Source organism: Erwinia tracheiphila, assembly GCF_021365465.1.
GTDB lineage: Bacteria > Pseudomonadota > Gammaproteobacteria > Enterobacterales > Enterobacteriaceae > Erwinia > Erwinia tracheiphila.
Genome location: NZ_CP089932.1, coordinates 4,239,802 through 4,265,785 on the forward strand (window position 1 = coordinate 4,239,802; position 25,984 = coordinate 4,265,785).

General features: G+C 47.8%; 23 protein-coding genes, 1 tRNA gene and 1 pseudogene. 10 read left to right on the plus strand and 15 right to left on the minus strand.

The features are described 5' to 3' along the window. Window positions 1-11: 11 nt before the first annotated feature. From LU633_RS21920 to LU633_RS21940, 5 genes are all read right to left on the minus strand, one after another. On the minus strand, window positions 12-1,754 hold the full coding sequence (locus LU633_RS21920) for a ShlB/FhaC/HecB family hemolysin secretion/activation protein (RefSeq protein WP_052734711.1): 1,743 nt from the start codon (window positions 1,752-1,754) through the stop codon (window positions 12-14). 18 nt (window positions 1,755-1,772) lie between these two features. Next, window positions 1,773-2,744: a fimbrial protein gene (locus tag LU633_RS21925; RefSeq protein WP_233481950.1), complete on the minus strand. Its 972-nt coding sequence runs from the start codon at window positions 2,742-2,744 to the stop codon at window positions 1,773-1,775. Window positions 2,745-2,757: 13 nt separating this feature from the next. After that, window positions 2,758-5,328 carry a fimbria/pilus outer membrane usher protein gene (locus LU633_RS21930; RefSeq protein ID WP_152664210.1) on the minus strand — a complete coding sequence of 857 codons (2,571 nt, stop codon included), beginning with the start codon at window positions 5,326-5,328 and terminating at the stop codon, window positions 2,758-2,760. 13 nt (window positions 5,329-5,341) lie between these two features. Continuing rightward, the gene (locus tag LU633_RS21935; protein WP_040465533.1) at window positions 5,342-6,061 is read right to left on the minus strand and encodes a fimbrial biogenesis chaperone; all 720 of its coding nucleotides are present in this window, start codon (window positions 6,059-6,061) and stop codon (window positions 5,342-5,344) included. A 127-nt stretch (window positions 6,062-6,188) separates the two neighbouring features. Continuing rightward, entirely contained in the window at window positions 6,189-6,770 is a 582-nt protein-coding gene (locus LU633_RS21940) for a fimbrial protein (RefSeq protein WP_016190768.1), read from the minus strand. A gap of 473 nt (window positions 6,771-7,243) precedes the next feature. Between LU633_RS21940 and LU633_RS21945 the strand changes: the two genes are divergently transcribed. Next, entirely contained in the window at window positions 7,244-7,693 is a 450-nt protein-coding gene (locus LU633_RS21945; RefSeq protein ID WP_016190767.1) for a winged helix-turn-helix domain-containing protein, read from the plus strand. Between the two features lie 573 nt (window positions 7,694-8,266). Here the strand turns inward: LU633_RS21945 and LU633_RS21950 are convergent. After that, a tRNA-Gly gene (locus tag LU633_RS21950) sits at window positions 8,267-8,342 on the minus strand. A gap of 173 nt (window positions 8,343-8,515) precedes the next feature. Beyond that, window positions 8,516-9,061: an oligoribonuclease gene (orn, locus tag LU633_RS21955; protein WP_016190766.1), complete on the minus strand. Its 546-nt coding sequence runs from the start codon at window positions 9,059-9,061 to the stop codon at window positions 8,516-8,518. A gap of 96 nt (window positions 9,062-9,157) precedes the next feature. On the opposite strand from orn, the gene rsgA reads away from it, so the two are divergent. The 3 genes from rsgA to mscM all read left to right on the plus strand — a co-directional run bounded on the left by rsgA (window position 9,158) and on the right by mscM (window position 14,571). Further along, complete coding sequence (gene rsgA / locus LU633_RS21960) at window positions 9,158-10,219, plus strand: small ribosomal subunit biogenesis GTPase RsgA (protein ID WP_016190765.1); 1,062 nt, start codon at window positions 9,158-9,160, stop codon at window positions 10,217-10,219. A 106-nt stretch (window positions 10,220-10,325) separates the two neighbouring features. Continuing rightward, window positions 10,326-11,225, plus strand: a complete 900-nt coding sequence (asd, locus tag LU633_RS21965) for an archaetidylserine decarboxylase (RefSeq protein ID WP_016190764.1) — start codon at window positions 10,326-10,328, stop codon at window positions 11,223-11,225. Window positions 11,226-11,235: 10 nt separating this feature from the next. Next, window positions 11,236-14,571 carry a miniconductance mechanosensitive channel MscM gene (gene mscM / locus LU633_RS21970; protein ID WP_040465560.1) on the plus strand — a complete coding sequence of 1,112 codons (3,336 nt, stop codon included), beginning with the start codon at window positions 11,236-11,238 and terminating at the stop codon, window positions 14,569-14,571. A 45-nt stretch (window positions 14,572-14,616) separates the two neighbouring features. Here mscM and epmA read toward each other — a convergent pair whose 3' ends face one another. Then, window positions 14,617-15,594 (minus strand): elongation factor P--(R)-beta-lysine ligase, encoded by a 978-nt coding sequence (epmA, locus tag LU633_RS21975; protein ID WP_016190762.1) that lies wholly within the window; start codon window positions 15,592-15,594, stop codon window positions 14,617-14,619. Window positions 15,595-15,866: 272 nt separating this feature from the next. Between epmA and frdA the strand changes: the two genes are divergently transcribed. From frdA to blc, 5 genes are all read left to right on the plus strand, one after another. After that, on the plus strand, window positions 15,867-17,651 hold the full coding sequence (frdA, locus tag LU633_RS21980; RefSeq protein WP_016190761.1) for a fumarate reductase (quinol) flavoprotein subunit: 1,785 nt from the start codon (window positions 15,867-15,869) through the stop codon (window positions 17,649-17,651). Further along, window positions 17,644-18,378, plus strand: a complete 735-nt coding sequence (locus LU633_RS21985; RefSeq protein ID WP_016190760.1) for a succinate dehydrogenase/fumarate reductase iron-sulfur subunit — start codon at window positions 17,644-17,646, stop codon at window positions 18,376-18,378. Before frdA ends, LU633_RS21985 begins: the two co-directional genes overlap by 8 nt. An 11-nt stretch (window positions 18,379-18,389) precedes the next feature. Beyond that, entirely contained in the window at window positions 18,390-18,794 is a 405-nt protein-coding gene (frdC, locus tag LU633_RS21990) for a fumarate reductase subunit FrdC (RefSeq protein ID WP_016190759.1), read from the plus strand. Continuing rightward, complete coding sequence (frdD, locus tag LU633_RS21995) at window positions 18,791-19,144, plus strand: fumarate reductase subunit FrdD (protein WP_016190758.1); 354 nt, start codon at window positions 18,791-18,793, stop codon at window positions 19,142-19,144. The genes frdC and frdD overlap by 4 nt, the downstream gene beginning before the upstream one ends. Before the next feature lie 74 nt (window positions 19,145-19,218). Beyond that, the gene (gene blc / locus LU633_RS22000; RefSeq protein ID WP_016190757.1) at window positions 19,219-19,743 is read left to right on the plus strand and encodes an outer membrane lipoprotein Blc; all 525 of its coding nucleotides are present in this window, start codon (window positions 19,219-19,221) and stop codon (window positions 19,741-19,743) included. A 312-nt stretch (window positions 19,744-20,055) separates the two neighbouring features. Here blc and LU633_RS22005 read toward each other — a convergent pair. From LU633_RS22005 to efp, 3 genes and pseudogenes are all read right to left on the minus strand, one after another. After that, window positions 20,056-20,190: pseudogene (locus tag LU633_RS22005) on the minus strand (entericidin A/B family lipoprotein). A 104-nt stretch (window positions 20,191-20,294) separates the two neighbouring features. Then, window positions 20,295-20,423: an entericidin EcnAB family protein gene (locus tag LU633_RS22010; RefSeq protein WP_016190756.1), complete on the minus strand. Its 129-nt coding sequence runs from the start codon at window positions 20,421-20,423 to the stop codon at window positions 20,295-20,297. A gap of 55 nt (window positions 20,424-20,478) precedes the next feature. Further along, complete coding sequence (gene efp / locus LU633_RS22015) at window positions 20,479-21,045, minus strand: elongation factor P (protein WP_016190755.1); 567 nt, start codon at window positions 21,043-21,045, stop codon at window positions 20,479-20,481. A gap of 42 nt (window positions 21,046-21,087) precedes the next feature. Here efp and epmB point away from each other — a divergent pair, with 42 nt between their 5' ends. Next, a complete protein-coding gene (gene epmB, locus LU633_RS22020; RefSeq protein WP_016190754.1) occupies window positions 21,088-22,116 on the plus strand; it encodes an EF-P beta-lysylation protein EpmB in 1,029 nt (342 codons plus the stop codon). A 377-nt stretch (window positions 22,117-22,493) separates the two neighbouring features. Here the strand turns inward: epmB and LU633_RS22025 are convergent, their stop codons facing one another. From LU633_RS22025 to LU633_RS22040, 4 genes are all read right to left on the minus strand, one after another. Then, window positions 22,494-22,844, minus strand: coding sequence for a DUF4156 domain-containing protein (locus LU633_RS22025; protein WP_016190753.1), 351 nt, complete (start codon window positions 22,842-22,844; stop codon window positions 22,494-22,496). 188 nt (window positions 22,845-23,032) lie between these two features. Further along, window positions 23,033-24,688, minus strand: coding sequence for a chaperonin GroEL (gene groL, locus LU633_RS22030; protein ID WP_016190752.1), 1,656 nt, complete (start codon window positions 24,686-24,688; stop codon window positions 23,033-23,035). A gap of 45 nt (window positions 24,689-24,733) precedes the next feature. Further along, window positions 24,734-25,027: a co-chaperone GroES gene (locus tag LU633_RS22035; RefSeq protein WP_016190751.1), complete on the minus strand. Its 294-nt coding sequence runs from the start codon at window positions 25,025-25,027 to the stop codon at window positions 24,734-24,736. 213 nt (window positions 25,028-25,240) lie between these two features. Then, on the minus strand, window positions 25,241-25,696 hold the full coding sequence (locus tag LU633_RS22040) for an FxsA family protein (RefSeq protein ID WP_016190750.1): 456 nt from the start codon (window positions 25,694-25,696) through the stop codon (window positions 25,241-25,243). Between the last annotated feature and the right edge of the window lie 288 nt (window positions 25,697-25,984).

Genomic DNA, 25,984 nt, shown 5'->3' on the forward strand with positions numbered 1-25,984 from the left:
TCCGGGGTGGGTTAGAAACCTACATCTAAATTAAAATAGAGGGTCTGATTATCGATTTTGCGATGACTGAGTGAGGCAGGTCTTTTTACTGGCCAGGCGGAAGTCAGCGATCCCGAGAAATCTTTTCCACTGGCTTTTACGCCAACCGCGGCACCACTCATATAATCACGATCGCAACCGCTTACCGACGAAGGGCAATTTTTCTGGGCTATGCCGATATCTAAACCAGTAAAAGGTGAGATTTGGTATATGCGGGCATAATTAATCACGAATGGCATTTTTAACGTATTAGAAATCCACAGTGCACGTTCAGCAGAAACAATATCCTCCTTAAATCCTCTGACGGAAAACTCATCACCCATGCTATAGCGAGCATCGCTGACTAACACATCATTGGTATATTGAAATCCGCTATTTAATTCATAGTCGAGTCCCACACGACCATTTTCAAATGCGGCAATCCGCTTACTCCAGCTCAACATTCCGTTATATTTTTTGTAATCGAGATCAAAGCCTTCGAGATCGCTATCCTGCTTCCACGCGCTGTTAAACCAGGAAACGCCTGCCGTCATACTCAGATCAATATAAGTCCAGCCACCTGCCATACTCCCAACCCAGGCTATTCCCATATTAAGATTGCTATAGTCTTTGCTTGATATATCGATAGGAAAGCCAAAAATATTATTTTCATTTTTTCTTTTTTCTATCTTTGCATAGCCAGTAAATTTTCCATCCGCATTGCGGAACAGGGTTCTACTAACTTTGAACGACAGACGTTCAGACTGACCATCGCTGGCATAGCCACCAAAATTACCTCCGATGACTTTAAAGTATTGCGATTTATGGTAGTTAGCATCAAATGACCAGTAGCCTAATGGCATGCTGAAAGAAAAACTTTTAGCTGATTGACTGTCAGTATCTGCATCAAGATCGTTGTAAGAATAGTAGTAGCCTATGGAATCATTTAATCCCAAAACGTTACGCAAAGAAGTATTCAGATAATACTGGTGCCATCCTGCCGCACGCGATCCTGAATTATTGATACCCGTATGGACTGAAAGGGGAAAAACAGGTCCTCCATAATGATTAATCAAAGAATGCCCACTGTTTTCAGTCGGTACAATTTGCAGACGGTCTCCGGGGGAAACGCGCAGCAAATTGTCCATGCCCTGGTCAATATCACTCATTGTCAACCTTTTGCCTGTGGCAAAAGGCATCGCACTGAACAGCCTCATTTTGTCACGCCAGCCAGGCTCTTCATCATTATGAAGAAAACCGGAAATATGTCCCCATAATACTTTAAGCACCAGTTTTTCAGAACGTAATGAACCTGGAACAATGGTGACCTGGGTCGTGACGTATCCGCGACCAATATAAAAATTAGTTAATTCTTTAACCAGATTTAACACTTCCTGCTCGCCCATTTCAGTATTGATATAGGCATTAATAATTGCATTTCGCTCGGATGAAAATTCATATTGATCATCATCCTCAACTAAAATCTCTTTGATCTTAAATTTATGACGACTTTTTTTATCTGAGGTATCGAATAAGTTATCACGTATAGCATTATCCTGCTGTATACGCTGTTCACGAAGTTTTTCATTTCTTATGACATCCTGCTGGCTTTGTCTTTCGAGGCGGTCTAAATCGCGCTGAGGAATAGGAATTTCATTTAATTTTTCTGCGGAATAAGCATAGCCTGAAGATGCAAAAAAAAGTGGCGCAACTATAAAAAAATTAATAAGTCTCATGATAATAAAATCTCAGAATTAATTTATTGTCAGCGTATAAATAATGTTAGCGGTTACCGACCCAGCCGTTATACTTTTCCTGGTGCTTTCATCAAAATACATTTCTCCGGCATAAGTGACACTCCGCATACCGGTAAAATTCGATGCAAAGGTTATTATCGTGTTAAGGGGAATCTCGGTGTAACGCCTGATGTTTTTTTGATAAAGTTTAATATATGAATTTTGCGCACTTCCCGAATTCGCGATCACTCCGCTACTCATCCCCCAGGCATTCCTACCTTCAAAAGTAATTTGTGCTGATGAAGACGTCGGGCAGTCCAGCGTTATGGTAAAATCTTTTTTATCACCCTGAAAACCCGATGCCTTCACTTCGGATAGCGTGTAATCACCCAAATCAATACTGTTGCTGCTGGCATAAATAGCGCAGGTTGATACATTAACGGTAACCAGCCCTAAATTAACTGTCAGCAATGTCAACGAATTTTGGGGATTACTGACAGGTGCAACGTTGACATTTAAAAGGTTGCCGGAAGCGATCATTCCCCCTGTCACATTTCCCGTCTGTACAAATTCAATCAGTAGGTAATCAGAAGGCTCAATGCAATTGCCCTGGCATTGATATGAACCCGGTATCCACGCATTATTTGCCCGACTTTCTGGCCATTTAACCCGAATACCTATACCTGCAAGTCCGGAAGTATAGACATTGGTTAATGCCGACTGCGACATTTCTGCACGCGAATAAGAAGACCGCCATGTTGAGCTCACTCCGCTACCGCAGCTGTAACCAATTTGTGGAACCTTTAATCGCGTTGAATATAATACTGTTCCCACGGTTCCTCTTTCAGAAGGTGAAAGTATTAATGCCGGGATATCAATTCTTCCAGGCGAGGTATTTAATGTACAATTAGCACCAGCCATAAATGAGATTACCCCTGAAAGCAGTGCTATTACAAAAATCGATAGTCGTAGAACTTTAGTTAAGTTCACTTTGAAAAATTCCTTATTTTTTATGGCAGCGTAAATCAACTGTGGTAAGTTCCGCTTTCATTGACGCAATGCTATTTTCCAGTTCTGACGGTGAAATATGACAGGATACTATATTGCCATTTTCCAACCATGTGACTTTTAATAATTTAAATTCATCAGGTAGTGAAAGAATAGTAATGCCGCCCTGGCCTGACGTGCCATATATATTATCGCTCTCATCATATAAACGAGCACCAAACGGAATAAAATTACCACTATCTGTTTTTATTCTTGCAATAACGCTCTTGTTATTTTGATTGTTATTATTGAACTTTACTTTAACAACAGCGCCAGCCGTTGGCACAATTTCCAGACTATCCTCTTCCGTATCAAATCCTATCGGTGCACCTTTCAGGTCCAGATTAAGTATATTCTCCTCATACGGTCTTAAATAACTCATTACACCGAAACCGTTCGATCCAACACGAGAGTTCCTGTGCCCCTTAATGCTTGCACCTTCAGCTGATTTAGCCTCAACTAATGCAATTGTCTCCCCCATGTAAGATGAGAAATTAACGCCTTCTCCATGCAGCAATATCCCCCCGCTTAAAGAACCCGCCAGGCTGGAACTGTTCATTGACTGACTATAGCTAATGTTTTTTTGCAATTTATTAGTGGTATGGCCAACGTTAATACCAAAGTTCGAATTAGTTTTACTCGACTGGCTAAAGTAGGTGTTAAAACTGGTCGACGAATCGTCTTTCTGAGTGCTTCCGCTTAATGACGTTCTGAATACAGCATCCGAATTACTATAACTCATCGATGCCCTTAATTTAGGTCTTGCCCCTTTTTTGAAGCCAAAAGGCATAGATGCATTTAATATCAGCGCGGTATCTTCTTTTCCATCAAAGTTGTATACTTTATTAACGTTAACGCTGTAATTAACTGAGTCATAATTATTTCTGTAACTGAAAAGATAGGAGGATCTTGTATTATTTCTGTGCGTATTGTTATTTTTCTCCCACCAGCCACTCAATGCCATCTGCCCCCACTCATCGGGTAGATCCTGGGTAATAGCCATTTCAAATTTATTACGATAACGCTCTATATGCCCCTCTCGGTGATCGTATTGCCTGGACCGTGCTCGCATTAGCTCGTCAAAAGAGTAAAAATTATTACCGGCCATATAATAACTGGCGATATTAAAATGCGTATTTGTCTGACTCACGAGTTTAGAATAACTCAGTTTAAGTCGGGAACTGTCTACCAGTGAGTTTCCCGACCCTATTTTTAATTCCTGCGGCACAAAAGCATGGGTTATATCTGTGCTTATTGCGCCAAGAGGTGTATTGAAGGCCGTCCCCCCATTCACTGCGTTATAATTTTTTTCGAACGTCGTTTGTAACCCCCCATACAATGTGATGTTGTCAGTCAGTCCATATTGTAAGGTCGACTCAAGTAACGATTGTGACGTAACTTGCGTCAATCGTCTGGCTTCGCCTGTTGCAACGGAATATTTGAAATACCCCTTACGAAGCAACTGAGGAATGCTGCTGTATGGTATTTGAAAAGTACGAACCACCCCGTTGCTTTCTATGACGGTTACATCCAGATTGCCACCATAGCCAAGCGCCGCAAGATTGCTGATATTAAATTCGCCCGGGGTAACGTTTTTCTCATAAATAACGTTACCATTCTGCCTTATCGTGACGATAGCATTACTGTAAGCGATACCGCGAACTTCTGGGGCATAACCTTTAACTGTCCAGGGAAGCATCCGTTCGTCGCTTTTGAGTATGACGCCACGTAGTGAAGTCGTATCAAAAAACTCGCCGCTTGTGTTCAGATCGCCTAAAGACAATTCAGACAGAAGTGGCGCAACAGAACGCTGCGCGTAGGACTGCAGATGCTGAATATGGCTCTGCTGCATACTACCCGCTATAAGTGAATCGTAGGTATGAAATCGCCACGCTCCAATACGCAAAGTTGTTTGTAAATTTCCATAAATCATCGATCTGCCATTCTGCTTGCTCAGTATGGTATTGCTACCACTGAGTGAATAGCTGGCACTGAGCGCGTTAATTCCTTCATCCCAGCGGGAAGGGTCAATGTAGCCCTCTGGCTGTTCGAAAAAATATATTTGTGGAATAGTCAGAATTAAGCGCTCATTTTCATGATCGTAGCTTGCTAATGAGCCGGGTAATATCTCCCCTAAATCAATGCATTCCTGTTTCTCCCAACTGTCGGAGATATTTTTATCTTTGAATGCTATTTGACTTAATATTTTTTTTGAAATACACGGAATGGTTTTACCTTCTTTTGCGATAAATTCCACTTTCTGCGTTCGTAAGTTTTTTCCGTTCAGAAATATTTCTAACACATGGCGACCTGGCTGTATGCCTGACTCGCTTTCCAGCCACGACAGGTCAATCCCTTGATTAAACTCCTTTAAAAAAGCCGTATTGAATCTGACAGTATTATCACTGTTCTGCTCTTTTACAGAAATATCATACTGCTGGTTCTCGGCATGAGAAATATCTGATAATGTTGTAGATAAAAATACTGCCAGACATAACAGACTTTTGCATCTGAGTTTCTTCTTCATCGCTGTAACTTTTTTATTTTGGATAATAAGCAGTAACAAATGCGCCAAGATCAGTAATGTATTGATATTTCATTTTTACATTATTTGTACTGACGTTTTTGAAAGAAAACGTTTTCGTAGAATAGGGTCCTACCATTCCTCCTGGTAATTCAGAGACTTCCTTTTCTCCAGAAAGTAATGCAAAATTAGCGAAGGACACCGAATAAGGCTCATTATTCGTTACGGTATAGATATAATCATTGCCGGATCTTTTTTCCGTCCAGTTCAATCTAGTGGCTGATTCTTCTGGTGATCCCTTCAGACTCACAGGGCGGTAGAATAATTTTATTCTTGTTCTGAAAGCGACGTTAAGTTTATTGCTGCCTTCACTTCCTTCTTTTATTGATGGTGCGTCAAGCACATTGATCCAAAAAACACTCTCACGATCTTTTGGTAGAGAAGTTGACACATTTTCCAAAGATATTATTCTGAAAACCTTGCTCTTTTGTGCATTGATACGCGACACAGGCGGAGATAAGGTAAATGGCACATCACCTTTTATTTCGATACTCTCATCCTCCTTTTCTGCTAACCATAATTGCAGTAAAGAAGGCGAATCTCCTGTATTTTTGATAACGAAAGATTGCTCATTGTCTTTTTCATTCAGCACAACTCGCGTGGTCATTATTTTAACCGCAGAAAATGATGATACCGGATAGAACATAATCAACATTAGCATTATTATTCTTAACATATTTTTTCCTCATTAAACGATCCTGTGCCAAAAATATACCCCGTTCGAAATATTTTAATTAAATGGGGGGAGGCCCCCCATTTAATCCATGGGTTATAAAAGCCCATTATTATTTCTTAAATTTTTATTATTGATAGGTGACTGAGTAAACAACATCGCTCTCAACGTTCCCCGCACTTGCAGCACCACCGACGGTGGCATACTGAGCCCAGTACTGAAAAGTCGCTTTTTGATCTGCAATAGTGACTGGCTGGTGGCTGGCATTTAACAGCGCAAGATTCAATGGCGTCTTGTCATTATTCAAAATACGAATGAAAACATTTCTTGCTCCTCCGGCAACAGCGTCGGCACTAACCGTATTCTTCAAAAAACCTGTCGCAGTGTCGATGTTATTGCTCTGTGCTCTTTCAAAGATGACGTTGGCCACCTTCCCGTTAGTACAGTTTTCACCTGAAAGCGCAATATGAAACCTTGTATCACCGGCAAATTGGTTAGCCTTACTCAGCGCGCTGGTGCTAACCTGCGGTAGAGTTACCGTAAAGTCAGCACCCTGATCGGCATTTGCTTCATCGCCACCGCTTATATCACACGTGGTATCTGAAATAGTTCCCCTGAACGTAATCGTCCCATCATTCGCGGTTACCCCTGCCGATGAGAAACCCGCAGCCAGCACTATCATCATTATCTTTTTATAATTAAACAAACTCATAAATTCAACCTCATATAATTAACATTTATTTTTCAAACTTATCGATAGCTAATTAGGCATTATGTTAATAGCTTTAAAAGGTATCGATATGACCTCCCTGTTTAATGATTTAATCATTTTCTGTCAGCAAAAATCCATAAAATAGCTCTTAAGCTAACCAGGGTAATTCTTAATCAACATCGGACAGTTGATAATCGTCTTACTGCGAAAATAAGATTAGTGAAAATTCTTTTCTCATTTCCCTTACCTCCTTAAAGCGACAGCTCAAGATAAAAATTAATTAAGAAGTTTTAGCTTAACTTTAGAGAAAAATTGTCGATAATAGTTAACGTAAAATACGCGAATGATCTTCTGTTACTCCTTGCATATCATCATGGTTTATACGTCATCTGACACACCTAAGGCTTTCTTAATCCGTATCAAGTCTGCCTTTAGTAAAATTAGTACTGACCTCTTTAAGGATGTTTAACGCTATGGAAAAAAATAAAATTACCAGATATTGTATTAATAATGTTGCTGAATTTTTGCCAGATAAAAACCGATTAATTAATTGTGTGACGGGCGATGAAAACACGCTCTACAGCACAGCATCACGCTGCCTTCATGTGCTGATCACCAATGTTGGCAAGGTTGTCACACACACATCGTTGTATGAAGCTGGCTGGGAACGGCAGGGAAAAGAGGTAACGCCTAATACGCTTTATCAAACGATTTCAGAGCTGCGAAAGCAGTTAAATAATGCTGGATTTAAAAATAACATCATTCAAACATTGCCACGTCAGGGATGGAGTATCAGCAATGACGTGGTTGTAACGGAAATAACTGAATCAATATCATCGAAAAATACACAGGTGCTACCGTCGGCTCAGGATAAGAGCATCAGGCAATTATGTAAGAATTTTGTTAAATATCTGACGCAATAATATTGCCTCCTGAAAAAAAACTTTATTTTTTTCAGAGTAGAGTGAAATATTAAAACAACATGAGTAACTAAAAAATAGCATTGCTAAATTAATTTTAACCTTTGTTCTTTATATAACTTTCATCAACGGCTAGCCCTTTTGTCAGTAACCAGCAATAGATTTATGCCGATTAAAATATTCAAATTAGATATTCACTTTACACTTTTACAACAGCGAGGTTATTAATACTTATTCAGACTAAAAAAAAGAACACACCCCTGACAGGTGAATTCAATATCACCACGATTGTTAATATTATTTAAATCCGCCCGGTCAGGCGATGGGTTTATCCTTTTAGTAACAGAGTTTCTTGCCTGTCATGAACAATGCTTTTTAGCAGGGCTTCACGCAAAGTGAAGTCCAACTGGCAATCCATGCTTCGTGTGCCGGGTTTAAGCACGCAGGTGAGAGCATGCTGATAAATTCTGTAAACAGGAATTGAATGCAATGAATGAGTAAAGGGTGGTAAAACAGAGGGATAAATCGAAATGAATAGAGCTGAAGAATTTTTGATGCTTATAAGATAACTGAAACTGGAGCGGGAAACGAGACTCGAACTCGCGACCCCGACCTTGGCAAGGTCGTGCTCTACCAACTGAGCTATTCCCGCATAACGTAACGAGTGTAAAACTCGTGCCGTTATGGGGAGCGCATTATACGAATAAATTTCCCCTCTGCAAGACAGTCACCGATTTTTTTCGCGTTTTTGTTTCGATCACTGTTTAAATCGGCAGATTGCTGCATTAGCCATCACTCTGCCGATTTTTTATTCAAAACCGATGATTACTGCTGAATAAAATGTTCCCTGTAGTAAGCAAGTTCCGCAACGGATTCACGAATATCATCCATCGCCTGATGTGAACCCTGTTTTTTAAAACCTGCCAAAATTTCAGGCTTCCAGCGACGGGCCAGTTCCTTCAGGGTGCTGACATCCAGATAACGATAATGGAACCAGGCTTCCAGTTGCGGCATATATTTGAACAAAAAACGGCGATCCTGCCCGATACTGTTACCGCAGATCGGCGAACTGTTAGCAGGTACCCACTGCTTAAGGAAGTCAATTGTCTGCTGTTCCGCAGCCTGTTCGTCATGCTGGCTGGCCTTAACGCGCGCGACCAGACCGCTGTTAGTATGGGTTTTCACGTTCCAGTCATCCATCAATGCCAGCTGAGTATCGGGCTGATGAACAGCAAAAACCGGTCCTTCCGCCAGGATATTCAGCTCTGCATCGGTCACCAGCGTGGCAATCTCGATAATACGATCGCGTTCGGGGTCCAGCCCGGTCATTTCAAGGTCAATCCAAATCAAATTACTGGCATTTGCGGTCATAGGGTTTCTCGCCGTGGCTTATATCATCAAACATTAGCGTGTATCATAGCCGTTTTGCCCGGCAAGGGCTAAGATCGCCAATCCGTGTGAGGGAAAGTGAGCAAAAACAAACTGTCCAAAGGTCAGCAGCGTCGCGTCAGCGCCAATCACGATCGTCGTCTGCAACAACGCAGTCAGAAGCCTGAACCCGATGACAGCCTGTTTGGCGATACGCAGGATGGCATCGTTATTAGCCGCTTTGGCATGCATGCGGATGTTGAAGATTTGGCCGGCACCATTCATCGCTGCAATATTCGTCGCACCATTCGATCGCTGGTCACTGGTGATCGTGTGTGCTGGCGCGCCGGCTTGCAGGAAGGGGCTTCGGTAAAAGGGATCGTTGAGGCGGTTCATCAGCGTCGCTCGGTCCTGACCCGCCCGGATATGTATGATGGAGTAAAGCCGATTGCTGCCAACATCGATCAAATTGTGATCGTTTCTGCCATCCTGCCCGAGCTGTCGCTTAACATCATTGACCGATATCTGGTGGCAAGCGAAACGCTTGGGGTTGAACCGCTGCTGGTGCTGAACAAAATCGATCTTCTCGATGATGAAGGCCGACAGTTTGTTGATGAACAGATGGATATTTATCGGAAGATTGGCTACCAGGTGCTGATGATATCCAACAGGCAAAAAGAGAGTCTGCAAACGCTGGAGAGATCCTTAACCGGGCATATCAGCATTTTTGCCGGACAGTCCGGCGTTGGAAAATCAAGCCTGCTGAATAACCTGCTGGGACTCGAACACGGTGGCGAAGCGATCCTCACCAATGAGGTATCAGATGTCTCGGGGCTGGGCCAACACACCACCACCGCATCCAGGCTCTACCATTTTCCGCACGGCGGCGATGTGATTGATTCTCCTGGCGTGCGTGAGTTTGGTTTATGGCACCTGGAACCTGAACAAATAACCCGCGGCTTTATCGAATTCCGTCAGTTTCTGGGCTATTGCAAATTTCGCGACTGTAAACACGACACCGATCCAGGCTGTGCTATTCGTGAAGCAATGGATAGGGATGACATTGATGAATCTCGTTTCGATAATTACCATCGCATTCTGGAAAGTATGTCGGAAATGCAGCTGAAAACGCGCCGAAGTTTTTCAGAAAGAAGTGATTAAACGCAGCCTTATGTCTTTTGCCCGGCAGGGAAGCATAGCCTGAATGCCGGGGCGCTGTTACAATCCGCACCTTATCACTGCATGCTGATTAAGCCAGGAGGCTATCGTGTTGGATCGTCTGAAACTCGGACTCAATTCTCTTCTCCCCAAAAAAGGTCTGACTGAACTGGCCGGATGGGGCGCAAGCAAGCGCGGCGGTTGGCTGACCAAAACCGTCATTGATATTTTTGTCTGGTGGTACAACGTTGATATGAGCGAGGCACAAAAGCCTGATACCGCCAGCTACCGTACTTTTAACGATTTCTTCGTGCGTCCGTTACGTGATGAAGCAAGGCCAGTTGAAACCGACCCAGCCCTGCTGGTTCAGCCAGCGGACGGTGCCATAAGCCAGCTTGGCAACATTGCAGGTGAGCAAATTTTCCAGGCAAAAGGCCACACATACTCACTGGAAGCGCTGCTGGCGGGCAATGCTGCCATGACCGACATGTTCCGCGACGGCATTTTTGTTACCACCTATCTTGCCCCTCGTGACTACCATCGTGTTCACATGCCTTGCAACGGCATTTTACGTGAGATGATTTACGTACCGGGCAACCTTTACTCTGTCAATCCACTGACCGCACAAAATATCCCCAATCTCTTCGCCCGCAACGAACGCGTCATATGCCTGTTTGAGACTGAATTTGGGCCGATGGCGCAAATTCTGGTTGGTGCAACTATTGTCGGCAGCATTGAAACCATCTGGGCCGGGACAATTACTCCTCCCCGTGAAGGCGTGATCAAACGCTGGAGCTGGCCTTCTGCCAACGAGGAAGGTGCCGTTGTGTTATTAAAAGGACAGGAAATGGGTCGGTTTAAACTCGGTTCCACCGTTATTAACCTTTTTGCACCAGGCAAGGTTAAGCTGGTGGAAAATCTGGCAGTCGAAAGTAAAACCCGCTGCGGCCAGGCATTAGCGACCGTGATACTGAAAGAGCCAGCAGAAAGCGCCCTGCCTGATGCCTGATCGCTTCGCCATGCTGCGTCTGATTCTGGTTATTTTGATGAGCTGGGCCTTAGCCCAGCTGCCTAGTGCTATTGCTGCACCAAGTGCCGCACAGCTCAGACAAACACTTGAAGAAACCAAATCCAATAAAGATACGCCGGACCAGGCGGAAATTATTGAGAGTTTGCAATCAGCGTTAAACTGGTTGGATGAACAACAGAAATCTGAGAGCAACACGCGAGATTATCAGCTAATCATCGATAATTTCCCGAAAATCTCCCGCGAGCTTCGACAACAGATTGCCGGACTGGGTGACACGGCCGAAAAAATCCGCGTCGATATGACCGCTGCCGAGTTGGATCAGCAAATTCTTCAGATAAGCAGTCAGCTATTGGAAGAAGGCCGCCAGGCGCAGCAGGAACAGGATCATATCAGGGAAATCAGTGACTCGCTGGCTCAGTTGCCTCAGCAGCAAACCGAAGCGAGACGGGCGCTGAATGAAATAGAACGGCGTCTTCAGGGTCAGCCTGCGGCCACCACATCGTTGGCTCAGGCACAGCTCGCCGCCCGTCAGGCGGAATCAGCTGCCCGTAAAGTGCAGGTTGATGAACTGGAACTGGCCCAGCTTTCTGCCAGTAACCGCCAGGAACTGGCGCGGATGCGCAGTGATTACCATCAGCGCAAAGCCAGCCAACTCGACGACACGCTGCAGCAATTACGCTATCAGCTTAACTCACAGCGCCAGCAGGAAGCAGAACGCGCCCTTGAGAAAACCGAGCAGCTGGCAGAAAACAGTGGCGACCTTCCTGAAAATATCCGTAAACAATTCAGTATCAACCGCGAGTTATCCGAAGCACTTAACCAGCAAGCACAGCAGATGAGCCTGGTGGTTTCACAGCAACGTACGGCGGTTGACCAGACCATCCAGGTTCGCCAGGCCCTGGACACGCTGCGTGAACAGGCACAGTGGATTAGCGTGTCCAGCGTACTGGGCGAGGCGTTGCGTGCACAGGTTGCCCGTCTGCCAGAAATGCCTAAATCCCAGCAGCTTAATATTGAGATGGGCCAGCTGCGAGTGCAACGATTGCATTACGAGGATATTCTGGAGCGTCAGAAGCAGCTGCTTCAACTTAAACAGGATGACAGTAGCCCGTTGAGCGACGAGCAGCGCAGCATTCTTGCCGCTCAACTTAAAACCCAGCGTGAACTGGTTGGCTCTCTGCTTTCGGGCAGTGATAATCTTATCCTTGAGGTGACCAAGCTGAAGGTGGCAAATGGTCAGCTGGTCGAGGCCCTGAAAGAAGTAAGGGAAGCCACGCATCGTTACCTTTTCTGGGCGGCCGATGTCAGCCCTTTGAGCTTCATTTTTCCACTGGACCTCATGCGCGACCTGAAAACGCTTCTGTCGCTGGATACCCTGGGTCAGCTTGGGGGCGCATTGGTGATGATGGCCACCAGCCAGGAGACGCTGTTACCGATTATCGGCGCAATGCTACTGGTGGTTCTGAGTCTGAGTTCACGCCGTCACTACCACGATTTTCTTAACCGCTCCGCCAGTAAAGTCGGCAAAGTCACTCAGGATAAATTCGCGCTGACCGCGCGCACCGTGTTCTGGTCGATTTTGGTCGCGCTGCCGCTGCCGGTTTTGTGGATGGCATTAGGCTACGGACTGCAACATGCCTGGCCATACCCTATCGCGGTAGCCATTGGCGATGGGGTAACGGCCACCGTGCCGCTGCTGTGGGCATTTATGATAAGCGCGGCATTTGCCCGCCAGAAAGGCCTGTTTATCGTCCATTTCCGCTGGCAGCAAAATCGGGTTGCCAGAGCAATGCGCTTTTACAGCCTTTGCGTCGGCTTCGTCGTGCCATTAATTATGTTGCTGATTAGCCTGGATAATATGGAAGATCGTCAGTTTTCAGCGACCCTCGGGAGGCTCTGCTTCATTTTGATTTGCAGCGCGCTGAGTCTGGTCAGCGTCAGCCTCAAACGCGCCGGTATCCCGCTTTACCTTGATAAAGAAGGTAACGGTCAGAACATTATCAGCAATATTCTCTGGAATGTGCTGATCGCTATTCCGCTTGCCGCCGCTCTGGCTTCTTGTATTGGTTTTCTGGCGACCTCTCAGGCCTTGCTGGCAAGACTGGAAACATCCGTAGCTATCTGGTTTCTGCTGCTGGTGATTTACCACATTATTCGCCGCTGGATGCTCATCCAGCGGCGCCGCATTGCCTTTGACCGGGCGCGGGCGCGTCGCGCAGATATTCTGGCGCAGCGGGCAAAAGGTGAAGAGGACATTCAGTCTGCACAACACAGCTCAGAAACGCCGGATATGGATGAACCAGTAATCGATCTGGACACCATCAGCGCACAGTCACTGCGCCTGGTTCGCTCCATTCTGACGCTGATCGCGCTGGTTTCCGTGATAGTGCTGTGGTCAGAAATCCACTCTGCTTTTGGCTTTCTTGAAAACATTAATTTATGGGATGTCAGTACGACCGTTAAGGGGGTGGAAAGTCTGCAACCGATTACGCTGGGCTCTGTGCTAATTGCCATACTGGTCCTTATTATTACCACTCAGCTGGTCAGAAATATGCCTGCCCTGCTTGAGTTGGCGCTGTTGCAGCATCTTAATCTGACGCCGGGTACAGGCTATGCCATCACCACCGTGACCAAGTATTTGCTGATTCTGTTCGGCGGGCTGATGGGCTTTTCGATGATAGGTATTGACTGGTCAAAACTGCAATGGCTGGTGGCGGCGTTGGGTGTGGGGTTGGGGTTTGGTCTGCAGGAGATTTTTGCCAACTTTATTTCTGGCCTGATGATTTTGTTTGAAAAACCTATTCGGATTGGCGATACCGTTACTATCCGCGATTTAACCGGTAGCGTAACGCGTATCAACACCCGTGCTACAACGATTACGGACTGGGATCGCAAAGAAATTATTGTGCCAAATAAAGCCTTTATTACCGAGCAGTTTGTTAACTGGTCCCTTTCAGACTCCATCACCCGCGTGGTGTTGACCATTCCGGCGGCAGCGGAAGCCAACAGCGAGGAAGTGACCCAGATTTTGCTTACCGCGGCACAGCGCTGCCCACTCGTGCTGGATGTACCGCCTCCAGAAGCCTGGCTGGTGGATTTGCAACAGGGTATTCAACTGTTTGAGCTGCGTATCCACGCCGCAGAAATGGGGCACCGAATGCCATTGCGCCACGATATACATCAGCTAATCCTCCTCGGCTATCAGCAGCACGGCCTGGAGATGCCATTCCCCCCTTTCCAGGTAAGAATGGAAACAATGGGCCGCAAAACCTCTTCAACGGACGGAAACACCACAGCAAGAAACTATAAATCCGGCGGGCTGTAAATAATGATGCCCGTGGCACAGGCTGTTCCACGGCACTGAACGTTATCAACAGCGTTCCACAGAAAACGCGATAACCTCACTCAGTCGTGACGCGTTCAACGCCAACATAACAATACGATCCACTCCCAATGCCACGCCGGAGCACTCAGGCATGCCGTATGCAAGGGCGTCCAGAAGCAGGGTATCAATCGGTTGCTGTGGCAGCCCCTGAGCAGCGCGTTTCCGGTTATCCTGCTCAAATCGCTGGCGTTGTTCACGACTGTCGGTCAGTTCACGAAAACCGTTGGCCAGCTCCATACCTTTAAAATAAACCTCAAAACGCTCGGCCACGCGATGATCTTCCGTACTGATTTCAGCCAGTGCCGCCTGACTGGCAGGAAAATGGTAAACAAAAGCGGGCTTTTCTTTACCAATATGCGTTTCAACGCCTGTGACGAATAACAGCTGTAGCAGCGTGTCGCGATCTTCTTCGCGATGCGCCAAATCACCTACGCCTAATTTTTCCGCCGCGTTGCGCAACTGGGCTTTATCTGCTGAAAGCGGGTCAACCTCCAGATGACGAATGAACGCCTGCTGATAAGAGAGGGTTTCCGCTGGCGCACACTCCAGCACCTGTTGCAGAAGATCGTCCACTTCATTCATCAGACGATACATATCATAGTGCGGACGATACCATTCCAGCATGGTAAATTCGGGATTGTGATGACGCCCGGCTTCTTCATTACGAAAGCTGCGGCACAGCTGAAAGATAGGCCCGCTGCCCGCGGCCAGCAGACGTTTCATGTGATATTCCGGGCTGGTCATTAGATAGAGATCCAGCCCGTCAGCCGCACCGGGCCAGACAAAGCGCGTCTGAAAAGGAAACAGATGAACATCGGTCACCGTTGCCTGACTCATGGCCGGGGTTTCTACTTCAAGCACCCCACGATCGGCAAAAAAGCGTCGTATCTCGGCCATCATCGCCGCCCGCTTTAATAAATTGGCAATGGGCGCACTCGGCAACCAACTGGCCGTATCGCTCATGATATCTACTCCTCAATTAACCGGATGAAGCAGTCTACCGGAGCTGTATCAGACAAACAAACCCGCCCGGATAAATTAAGCGTGGCCATTAAACTTGCAGGTAGCAAGAAAATGACGTTGGCAAAAAACGTCATAGCGATCACATTTTTGGCATTAATTTCGCACCCAAATACCTGAGCACATCAAGTTTGCCCAAAAGGAGCAGTTTTATACTGTCACCCCCTAAAACGGGAGGCTTTCCTTTTATCCACAACTCTCACAGGAAAAACATCGTGCAAACTTATCATGCCGATCTGGTCATTGTCGGCGCTGGCGGGGCGGGGCTGCGCGCGTCTATCGCCGCTGCCGAAGCCTATCCAACCCTCTCAATTGCTTTGGTTTCCAAGGTCTATCCAATGCGCAGCCACACCGTGGCGGCAGAGGGCGGTTCTGCTGCCGTCACACAGGAGCATGATAGTTTCGACCTGCATTTCCAGGATACGGTTTCCGGCGGGGACTGGCTTTGCGAGCAGGATGTGGTGGATTATTTTGTCGCGCATTGTCCACAGGAGATGGCCCAGCTTGAAATCTGGGGCTGCCCGTGGAGTCGACGGCAGGATGGCAGCGTTAACGTCCGTCGTTTTGGCGGCATGAAAATTGAGCGCACCTGGTTTGCAGCTGATAAAACTGGCTTTCATATGCTACATACGCTGTTTCAGACCTCGCTGAAATACCCACAAATCACCCGTTTTGATGAGCATTTTGTTCTCGACCTGCTGGTGGATGAAGGTGCAGCGCGTGGTCTGGTGGCGATGAATATGATGGAGGGCACGCTCGTCCAGATCCATGCTGGTGCCGTGGTGCTGGCAACCGGTGGCGCTGGACGGGTTTACCGATATAACACCAATGGTGGCATTGTCACTGGCGATGGCATGGGTATGGCCTTGCGCCATGGTGTGGCGCTGCGCGATATGGAATTTGTGCAATACCATCCCACCGGCCTACCTGGCTCCGGCATTCTAATGACCGAGGGCTGCCGGGGAGAAGGCGGCATTATGGTTAACAAAGATGGCTATCGCTATTTGCAGGATTACGGCCTGGGACCGGAAACGCCGCTGGGTCAACCTAAAAATAAATATATGGAGCTGGGACCGCGGGATAAAGTCTCTCAGGCTTTCTGGCATGAGTCGCAGAAGAGGCGCACCATTCAGACACCACGTGGCGAGGTTGTTTATCTGGATCTTCGCCACCTTGGTGAAAAGAAACTCATGGAGCGTCTGCCGTTTATTTGTGAACTGAGCAAGGCGTATGTCGGTGTTGATCCGGTAACGCATCCCATCCCTATCCGCCCGACAGCGCACTACACTATGGGCGGAATCGAAACCAATGCGCACTGTGAAACCCGTATTCAGGGGCTGTTTGCAGTGGGCGAATGTTCGTCCATCGGTTTACACGGTGCAAATCGTCTTGGCTCTAACTCCCTGGCAGAACTGGTGGTTTTTGGCCGACTGGCCGGTGAAATGGCCGCAGAACGTGCGCTGGAAAGTAGAAAAAGCGCAACCGCAGTCCTGGAAGCACAGGCCCGGGACTGTGAGCAGCGCCTGCAAGGATTGATCCAACAGCAGGGCAACGAAAACTGGTCCACCCTGCGCGATGAGATGGGCCAGACGATGGAGGAAGGCTGCGGGATATACCGTACGCCAGCACTCATGGAAAAAACCATCAACAAACTAGCCGAGCTAAAAGAACGCTTCAGTCGGGTACGTATCAGCGATACATCCATCGTTTTCAATACTCAACTGCTGTACAGCATTGAACTCGGTCACGGTCTGGACGTGGCGGAATGTATGGCGCACTCAGCCTTTCAGCGCAAAGAGTCCAGGGGAGCGCATCAGCGGCTTGATGAAGGCTGCACCCAGCGCGACGACACCCACTTCCTAAAGCATTCCCTCAGTTTCTTTAATCACCAGGGCGCACCCACCATTGCCTGGGACGAGGTCAAAATAACTCGCCTGCCTCCGGCAAAACGTGTTTACGGTGCCGAAGCCGAAAGTAAGGAGAGCGGTCAGCATGTCTGAGCTACCTCGCTGTAAAATTGAGATCCAGCGCTACAACCCGGAAACGGACAAGAAGCCGCACAGCGCGTTTTTTGACGTTCCCTGGGATGAACAAACGTCCCTGCTGGACGCACTGGGCTACATCAAAGATCACCTTGCTTACGATCTCTCGTACCGCTGGTCATGCAGGATGGCGATTTGTGGCTCCTGCGGCATGATGGTTGATAACGTGCCAAAACTGGCCTGTAAAACGTTTTTGCGTCATTACCCAAAAGGGATGCGCGTTGAACCGCTGGCGCATTTTCCCGTCGAACGCGATTTGATTGTCGATATGAGCCGCTTTATCGAGAACCTTGAAGCGATTAAGCCTTACATCATCGGCAGCACTCGGGAAGCCAAACGTGGTGCGGGCAAGCAGACGCCCGCACAGATGGCGAAATATCACCAGTTCGCCAGCTGCATTAACTGTGGACTGTGCTATTCGGCCTGTCCTCAATTTGGACTGAACCCGGAATTTATCGGCCCCGCGGTGATCACGCTTGCGCACCGCTATAGCCTTGACAGCCGTGACGACGGCAAGCGTGAACGCATGCCGTTACTTAACAGCGACGATGGTGTCTGGCCGTGTACCTTTGTTGGTTACTGTTCAGAAGTGTGCCCAAAGCATGTCGACCCGGCAGCCGCTATCCAGCAGAGCAAGGTGGAAAGCGCTAAAGACTTTATGATTGCCACCCTCAGACCGCGATAAGGAGCGAATTGATGGCCACAAAACGCAATGCTTATCATCCCCCGATGACCGCCAACTGGTGGCAAAAGTCAAAATTTTATCGGTTTTATATGCTGCGCGAAGGCACCGCCATCCCGGCGCTCTGGTTCAGCCTTGAGCTGATCGGCGGCCTGTTTGCGCTCAAACACAGCGCAGAAAGCTGGCAAGAATTCGTCACCTTTTTGCAGCATCCGGTAATATTGCTGCTCAATATCATCACGCTGGCAGCGGCCTTATTGCATAGCAAGACGTGGTTTGAACTGGCCCCGAAAGCATCGGTGATTATTATTGGTGATAAAAAGTTATCACCGCAACCCGTAATCAAAGCCCTGTGGCTGGTCACGATTGTGGTCAGCATGACCGTGCTGGTCGCCACTTTTCTACCGGAGACACTATGAAAGTCAATGCTGCGCGTTCCGATGAACCTTTGTTCTGGGGGCTGTTTGGTGCTGGCGGCATGTGGGCAGCCATTGTCTCGCCGGTGCTGGTGTTGGTGACAGGCGTAATGTTGCCCCTTAGCTTCGGGCAATCCTCCCTGAGCTATGAGCGCATTCTTAGTTTTGCCCAAACCTGGGCTGGCCGCGGACTGATTTTTCTGTCCATTGTGCTGCCCCTGTGGTGCGCCTTTCACCGTCTTCATCACGCCATGCACGATCTTAAAATCCACGTTCCGGCAGCAAAATGGGTGTTTTACGGCCCGGCAGCCATTCTCAGCGTGGTCACCATAATTGGCGTGCTTACCCTGTAAATATCAGGCGGCATGCTGCCGCCCACATGAAAAACGCCTATACTCAGGCTGTTTTGATGATAAAGGAAGAGCTTATGTCTCTGTGGAAAATGCTGGCAGCTGGTGCTGGCGCCCTTCTCTCCGTTGCCTGTAGCACTACACCACCTGAAGGAGTAACTCCTGTTGAAGGATTCAATGCAGATCTTTACCTGGGCAGTTGGTATGAAATCGCCCGGCTGGACCACAGTTTTGAACGCGGTCTGGAACAGGTGACTGCAACCTACAGCAAGCGGGACGATGATGGTTTGAAGGTGGTTAACCGGGGATATAACGTTAAAAAACAGCGTTGGCAGGAAAGTGTTGGTAAAGCTTACTTCACCGCATCGCCCAGTCGTGCCTCCCTTAAAGTTTCTTTCTTTGGCCCTTTCTATGGCGGCTACAATGTGATTGCGTTGGATAAAGATTATCAACATGCGCTGGTTTGTGGTCCCAACCGTAGCTATTTGTGGATCCTGTCGCGATCACCGCAGCTCCCTGAACATACTAAGGAAGCATTCTTAAGCCAGGCACGCCAGGCCGGATTTGATGTGACGAAATTGATTTGGGTAAAACAGCAGTAAAAGCCCCCTTCACACAAGGTGCTTTTCTTTGATTCACATGGATTGATTGAAAGCCCTTGAATTAATTCACTGACGATCTGACCTTTCTTGTCATAAAACCATCAGGGTAAGGCAGCATTTTTCTTGGATCACGTCCCTGGAGCGTGGTTTTCATTGGGTCGCACTAAAAGACGCAGCGTTATCTGCACGCTGCAGTATACCAACAGTTCTGATCTGCATTGGATGACCAAAATCAAAGATAACCAAAACACCTTCAGGACGTGGTCTTCCGTTAGTAATAAAAGTCGGTGCCTGTAGCGCCGACTTTTATTACTATGCGCTGCGCTGAATGGCTTTACCACCCGCTGATACATCTTCTTCACCTACGCCACACGTGGTATTGCAGGCGGTGAGCGCCTATGAAAGTACCAGTACAGAAAGCAGAGCAAAAATACTTTTCTTCAACATAACAATGTCCTTTTAACCAGAAGCAAGATACCGCCACTAAAGCATGGCTGTAATTCCGTCAGGCACCCGTGCCACGCACGGTAAAAGACATGTTTCAGACTGGCTTAACTGGCTGCTTGAGAAATCACACTGAGGTGCTGGACATCCTCGCCAAAACCATGAAACGTGTTACAGCTGCTTAATGCACAGGTCATTAACAGCGCCACAGCAATAAATATTATCCGGTTCATCATCTGGTCAGCATCACATCCGCAAAAAAAGGGCCTGATAACAGGCCCGGTGATTCGCTTATTTTACGCGAGAAACATACTCAGCAGAGCGCGTATCCACTTTGATCACTTCGCCAATCTGCACGAACAAAGGCACTTTAACAACTGCACCGGTAGACAGCGTGGCTGGCTTACCGCCCGTACCCGCCGTATCGCCTTTCAGGCCCGGATCGGTGTCAACCACTTCCAGCTCAACAAAATTCGGTGGCAGAACCTGGATAGGCTTGCCGTTCCATAACGTCACGATGCACTCTGCATTATCCAGAAGCCATTTTGCCGCATCACCCACAGTTTTTTCTTCCACCGGGTGCTGCTCAAACGTTTCAGGATGCATAAAGTGATAGAACTCACCGTCGTTGTAGAGGTAGTTCAGATTGGTATCCACCACGTCAGCACCTTCTGCTGAATCAGTGGATTTAAAGGTTTTCTCTACGCGGGTGCCAGTCAGCAGACGGCGCATTTTCACGCGGGCAAATGCCTGGCCTTTGCCCGGCTTGACGAACTCACTTGATTCAACGGCATAAGGTTCGCCTTCGAACATGATTTTAAGACCGGGACGGAAATCGTTGCTAGAATAAGTCGCCATAAAGGCCCTCTACAATTTAATACTGGTACTTAGCCAAAAAAAATGGCAGACATTGTAACCCTAAATATCCCTTCGCGAGAAGAATGGTTGCATCAACTTGCAGATGTAATCACCGATCCTAATGAATTATTGCACCTGTTAGGCCTTGATTCACATCCTGCGCTGGCGATGGGCGTTGATGCACGCCGTCTTTTCGCCTTACGCGTTCCTCGTGCCTTCGCCGCCCGGATGAAAAAAGGCGACCCACAAGACCCACTGCTGCTGCAGGTGATCACAGCGCAGGAAGAATTCATTGATACGCCGGGTTACAGCACCGATCCGCTTGATGAGCAGCACAGCGTCGTGCCGGGTCTGTTACATAAATATCGTAATCGTGCGTTGCTGCTGGTCAAAGGCGGCTGTGCCGTCAATTGCCGCTACTGCTTTCGCCGCCATTTTCCTTATGCGGAAAATCAGGGCAACAAACGTAACTGGCAACAGGCTCTGGAGTATATCCGACAGCAGCCAGAACTGGATGAGATTATTTTTTCCGGTGGCGACCCGCTGATGGCAAAAGATAATGAGCTGGACTGGTTGATTACCGAACTGGAGCAGATCCCTCATATCAAACGTATGCGTATTCACAGCAGATTGCCGGTAGTTATTCCCAGCCGCATCACCCCTGCACTGTGCGGCAGGCTGGCGACATCACCTTTACAGATTCTGTTGGTCACGCATATCAATCACGCGCAGGAAATTGGTGACGAACTGTGCCGGGCACTACAGCAGTTAAAACAGGCTGGCGTGACGCTGTTAAACCAGAGCGTGCTACTGCGCGGTATCAACGACAGTGCCGCGACATTGGCCGCTTTGAGTAATACGCTGTTTGATGCGGGCGTGCTGCCTTATTATCTGCATGTGCTGGACAAAGTTCAGGGGGCCGCGCATTTTTGGGTATCGGATAATGATGCGCGTACAATTGTGCGTGAACTTCTGAGCCAGGTTTCTGGCTATCTGGTACCGCGGTTGGCACGAGAGATTGGTGGAGAACCGAGTAAAACGCCGCTCGATTTGCAACTGCGCCAGGTTTAAATCGTTAAATAAAACATCGTGGGAAGACGGTAAGGGACGCCTGCTTTTGCGTGTCTGACTTTATTATTCACTGAAAAATGTGGCCTGAAGGCAGGAACATTAAGATATTTTGCCGCGGCTTTGTTGTCTTTTGATTTAAACCTGACAACACAGGGAGCGACGTGTTTCTAAGGTTGTCAATACCCCGATATGGAGTGCAATAAAAGCCCTTTTCTTTCAAGATGGTTTTTACTGACACATCCAGGAGCGGTTTTTTCTGCAGATAAGCATGAAGGACTGCAATGGATTAATTTCCAGGCCATTATTATTCCCTGTGCCACGCAATAAAAAAGCCATCTTAAATAAAAGGTGGCTTTTTATCTATGCCAGCAGGTTTATCACGGGCATTGATAAACCTGGCCGGTCATCTCGCTGTCCAGTGGCGCGAAGCTTGACCAGATTGTCTGGGTTGGGCTGGTTACACCATAAATCACATTGCCTCCCATCGCTGCAGCACGATTGCGCAAATCGTTCGCCGCACCGCGCAGAGAGCTGCTTTCACCGCCACCAGCTCCACTCAGCCAGTTACTTTGCGAGCCTGTAACGTTGCCAAGTAACTGACAGTGAGTCGCGGGTTGTTTATCCGTGAATGTAACGCCTTCTCCGGCAGAACTGAGCGTCTTTGAACTGCTACAGCCCGCCAGAAGCATGGCCGCCACAGAGAATCCCAGCAAAATATTAATCCGCATTTTTATCCCCATTATTATCAGCAGCACAATCACACCGGACATACCGATCTTAACATAAGTATTTATTGCCAGCCTGTTGATAAGGTGTTGTTACGCCTGGTTGTTGCGCCCTTACTTATACTCTTTCCCCTAAAAAAGAAAAACCCCCTGTCAATGACAGAGGGTTTCTTTTTACAAAGGTGATGTGATTACATCATGCCGCCCATGCCGCCCATACCACCCATGCCGCCCATACCACCGGCAGCACCTAAGTCTGGTGCATCACCTTTAGGCAGTTCAGTCACCATACATTCGGTGGTGATCATCAGGCCAGCAACGGAAGCCGCATACTGCAGAGCAGAACGCGTCACTTTAGTTGGGTCCAGAATACCGAAATCAATCATGTTGCCGTATTCTTCGGTCTGTGCGTTATAACCGTAGTTACCTTCGCCCGCCTTAACATTGTTAGCCACAACGGAAGGCTCTTCACCGGCGTTGGAGACGATTTGGCGCAGAGGCGCTTCCATCGCACGCAGTGCCACTTTGATACCAACGTTCTGATCTTCGTTCTGACCGGTCAGGCCTGCCAGCACGGAAGCCACGCGCACTAGTGCAACGCCACCACCGGCAACCACGCCTTCTTCAACCGCAGCACGAGTCGCGTGCAGGGCATCTTCAACGCGCGCTTTCTTCTCTTTCATTTCAACTTCAGTTGCTGCACCCACTTTCAGCACGGCCACGCCGCCTGCCAGTTTCGCTACGCGCTCCTGTAGTTTTTCACGATCGTAGTCAGAGGTCGCTTCTTCAATCTGCTGGCGGATCTGAGTGACGCGACCAGAGATGGTGGCCTCTTCACCCACACCATCGATAATGGTGGTGGTGTCTTTGTTAATGACAACTCGTTTGGCCTGGCCCAAGTCTTCCAGCGTCGCTTTTTCCAGTTCCATACCGATTTCTTCAGAAATAACCGTACCACCGGTCAGCACTGCGATATCCTGCAGCATCGCTTTACGACGATCGCCAAAGCCTGGCGCTTTCACCGCAGCCACTTTCACAATGCCGCGCATGGTGTTCACCACCAGCGTAGCCAGCGCTTCACCTTCAACATCTTCTGCGATGATCAGCAGTGGCTTACCTGCTTTTGCCACGGCTTCCAGCACCGGCAGCATTTCACGGATGTTAGAGATTTTCTTGTCAGCCAGCAGGATGAACGGGTTTTCCAGTTCAACCGCGCCAGTTTCAGGCTTGTTAATAAAGTAAGGAGACAGATAGCCACGGTCGAACTGCATACCTTCAACCACGTCCAGCTCATCCTGCAGGCCGGTACCTTCTTCAACGGTAATAACACCTTCTTTGCCAACTTTTTCCATTGCCTGCGCAATCAGGGTACCCACGCTCTCATCAGAGTTAGCGGAAATCGTACCAACCTGAGCGATTGCTTTAGAATCAGAGCAAGGAACAGACAGTTTTTTCAGTTCTGCAACCGCAGCAATGACTGCTTTGTCGATGCCGCGCTTCAGGTCCATTGGGTTCATGCCCGCAACAACTGCTTTCAGACCTTCATTAACGATTGACTGTGCCAGAACGGTTGCCGTGGTGGTGCCATCACCAGCGGCATCGTTAGCTTTGGAGGCAACTTCTTTAACCATCTGTGCGCCCATATTTTCGAACTTATCTTCCAGCTCGATTTCACGCGCAACGGAAACACCGTCCTTAGTGATAGTTGGTGCACCGAAAGATTTATCCAGCACCACGTTACGGCCTTTCGGGCCGAGAGTGACTTTTACCGCGTCTGCCAGTACGTTCACGCCACGCAACATTTTTACGCGTGCATCATTACCGAATTTTACGTCTTTAGCTGCCATTATAAATATCCCTTAGTTCTTTTCGTTCAATGATTTAGGTGGAAATCAGGCTTCAACAATTGCCAGAATGTCGCTTTCAGAAATGATCAGCACTTCCTGGTTGTCGATTTTTTCAGTTTTTGCACCGTAACCTTCGTTGAAAATCACCACGTCACCAACTTTCACGTCCAGTGGTTTCACTTCACCACTTTCAAGGATGCGGCCGTTACCTACAGCCAGCACTTCGGCACGCGTTGATTTGCCTGCTGCGGAGCCGGTCAAAACAATGCCACCCGCTGATTTAGATTCAACTTCTTTGCGCTTAACAATTACACGGTCATGAAGCGGACGAATTTTCATTGATAGCTCTCCTTTGAGAAATCCAGTTCTGTCGTTTTAAGGATGAAAACCGGGCCAGGCTGACACGGTTTCGTGACGAAAGAGATAGGGACAGCAACGGAAGATTTCAAGGGCAAAAAATAAAAATTTTTTCTTCTGCGTCACAAATGCATAAATATTGAGCACAGGCGCACATCAAAACGAAAAAGGCGGAAAATCCCGCCTTTTATCGCTCTACCGATCATCACGGTGGTGGTCATGCTCAATCTGTTTTACATCTTTACGCCCATATTCGCCATCGACGGTAAACCCCTTGTCCGCCTGGCTACTGCGCCACATGCGCAGATGGGGCATCAACTTCAGCGTCAGATGCTTTTGGACCGACGGTAGCAGTAACAACAGCCCCACCGCATCGGTAAAAAAACCCGGCAGCAGAAGTAAAATGCCCGCCAGAATTAAAGACACGCTTTTAACCATTTCAGCCGCCGGGCTTTCTCCCGCCGCCAGCTTCTGTTGCAATAACATAAAATTCTTTATGCCCTGCTGCTTCACCAGCGAAATGCCTGCGCAGGAGCTGACTATCACCAGTAACATCGTCGCCAGAACGCCCAGTACATGAGCAATCTCAATAAAAATCGTGATTTCAAGCCACGCCAGAATAAAAATCACTATAAACGGTATCAAGCGCACCGTAATCTCCTGTCAGTGATCGCCACCCCGCTGAAAGCATGATGGCCAAAAAGTCATCCTCATCGCATTTAACAGAGATAGGCCCGCCACTGCGGTTTTTCAACCGCTCAACGAAAATTCATGCGGCCAAACCGGAGTAGTATCGTGTGCTGGCAGTGAAGACGCGTAATGTGTAGCAAGGCCGATCGACGTCAATCTCTTCACGTTTTTGATGAATATAATCATGTTCCTGAAACCTAAAATGAATAGAATGTCGCCCCTGGTGGCTTATGTTCGTTTTGTTTGCGA

Excerpts from the sequence above, each read along its gene's own strand:
- frdC (WP_016190759.1), top strand. The coding sequence starts at position 18,390 with ATGGCCACAAAACGCAATGCTTATCATCCCCCGATGACCGCCAACTGG.
- LU633_RS21940 (WP_016190768.1), bottom strand. The coding sequence starts at position 6,770 with ATGAGTTTGTTTAATTATAAAAAGATAATGATGATAGTGCTGGCTGCG.
- LU633_RS21945 (WP_016190767.1), top strand. The coding sequence starts at position 7,244 with ATGGAAAAAAATAAAATTACCAGATATTGTATTAATAATGTTGCTGAA.
- epmA (WP_016190762.1), bottom strand. The coding sequence starts at position 15,594 with ATGAGCGATACGGCCAGTTGGTTGCCGAGTGCGCCCATTGCCAATTTA.
- blc (WP_016190757.1), top strand. The coding sequence starts at position 19,219 with ATGTCTCTGTGGAAAATGCTGGCAGCTGGTGCTGGCGCCCTTCTCTCC.
- groL (WP_016190752.1), bottom strand. The coding sequence starts at position 24,688 with ATGGCAGCTAAAGACGTAAAATTCGGTAATGATGCACGCGTAAAAATG.
- LU633_RS22025 (WP_016190753.1), bottom strand. The coding sequence starts at position 22,844 with ATGCGGATTAATATTTTGCTGGGATTCTCTGTGGCGGCCATGCTTCTG.
- frdD (WP_016190758.1), top strand. The coding sequence starts at position 18,791 with ATGAAAGTCAATGCTGCGCGTTCCGATGAACCTTTGTTCTGGGGGCTG.
- orn (WP_016190766.1), bottom strand. The coding sequence starts at position 9,061 with ATGACCGCAAATGCCAGTAATTTGATTTGGATTGACCTTGAAATGACC.
- efp (WP_016190755.1), bottom strand. The coding sequence starts at position 21,045 with ATGGCGACTTATTCTAGCAACGATTTCCGTCCCGGTCTTAAAATCATG.
- mscM (WP_040465560.1), top strand. The coding sequence starts at position 11,236 with ATGCTGCGTCTGATTCTGGTTATTTTGATGAGCTGGGCCTTAGCCCAG.
- LU633_RS22035 (WP_016190751.1), bottom strand. The coding sequence starts at position 25,027 with ATGAAAATTCGTCCGCTTCATGACCGTGTAATTGTTAAGCGCAAAGAA.
- epmB (WP_016190754.1), top strand. The coding sequence starts at position 21,088 with ATGGCAGACATTGTAACCCTAAATATCCCTTCGCGAGAAGAATGGTTG.
- LU633_RS21935 (WP_040465533.1), bottom strand. The coding sequence starts at position 6,061 with ATGTTAAGAATAATAATGCTAATGTTGATTATGTTCTATCCGGTATCA.
- LU633_RS21985 (WP_016190760.1), top strand. The coding sequence starts at position 17,644 with ATGTCTGAGCTACCTCGCTGTAAAATTGAGATCCAGCGCTACAACCCG.
- LU633_RS21930 (WP_152664210.1), bottom strand. The coding sequence starts at position 5,328 with ATGAAGAAGAAACTCAGATGCAAAAGTCTGTTATGTCTGGCAGTATTT.
- LU633_RS21920 (WP_052734711.1), bottom strand. The coding sequence starts at position 1,754 with ATGAGACTTATTAATTTTTTTATAGTTGCGCCACTTTTTTTTGCATCT.
- LU633_RS22010 (WP_016190756.1), bottom strand. The coding sequence starts at position 20,423 with ATGATGAACCGGATAATATTTATTGCTGTGGCGCTGTTAATGACCTGT.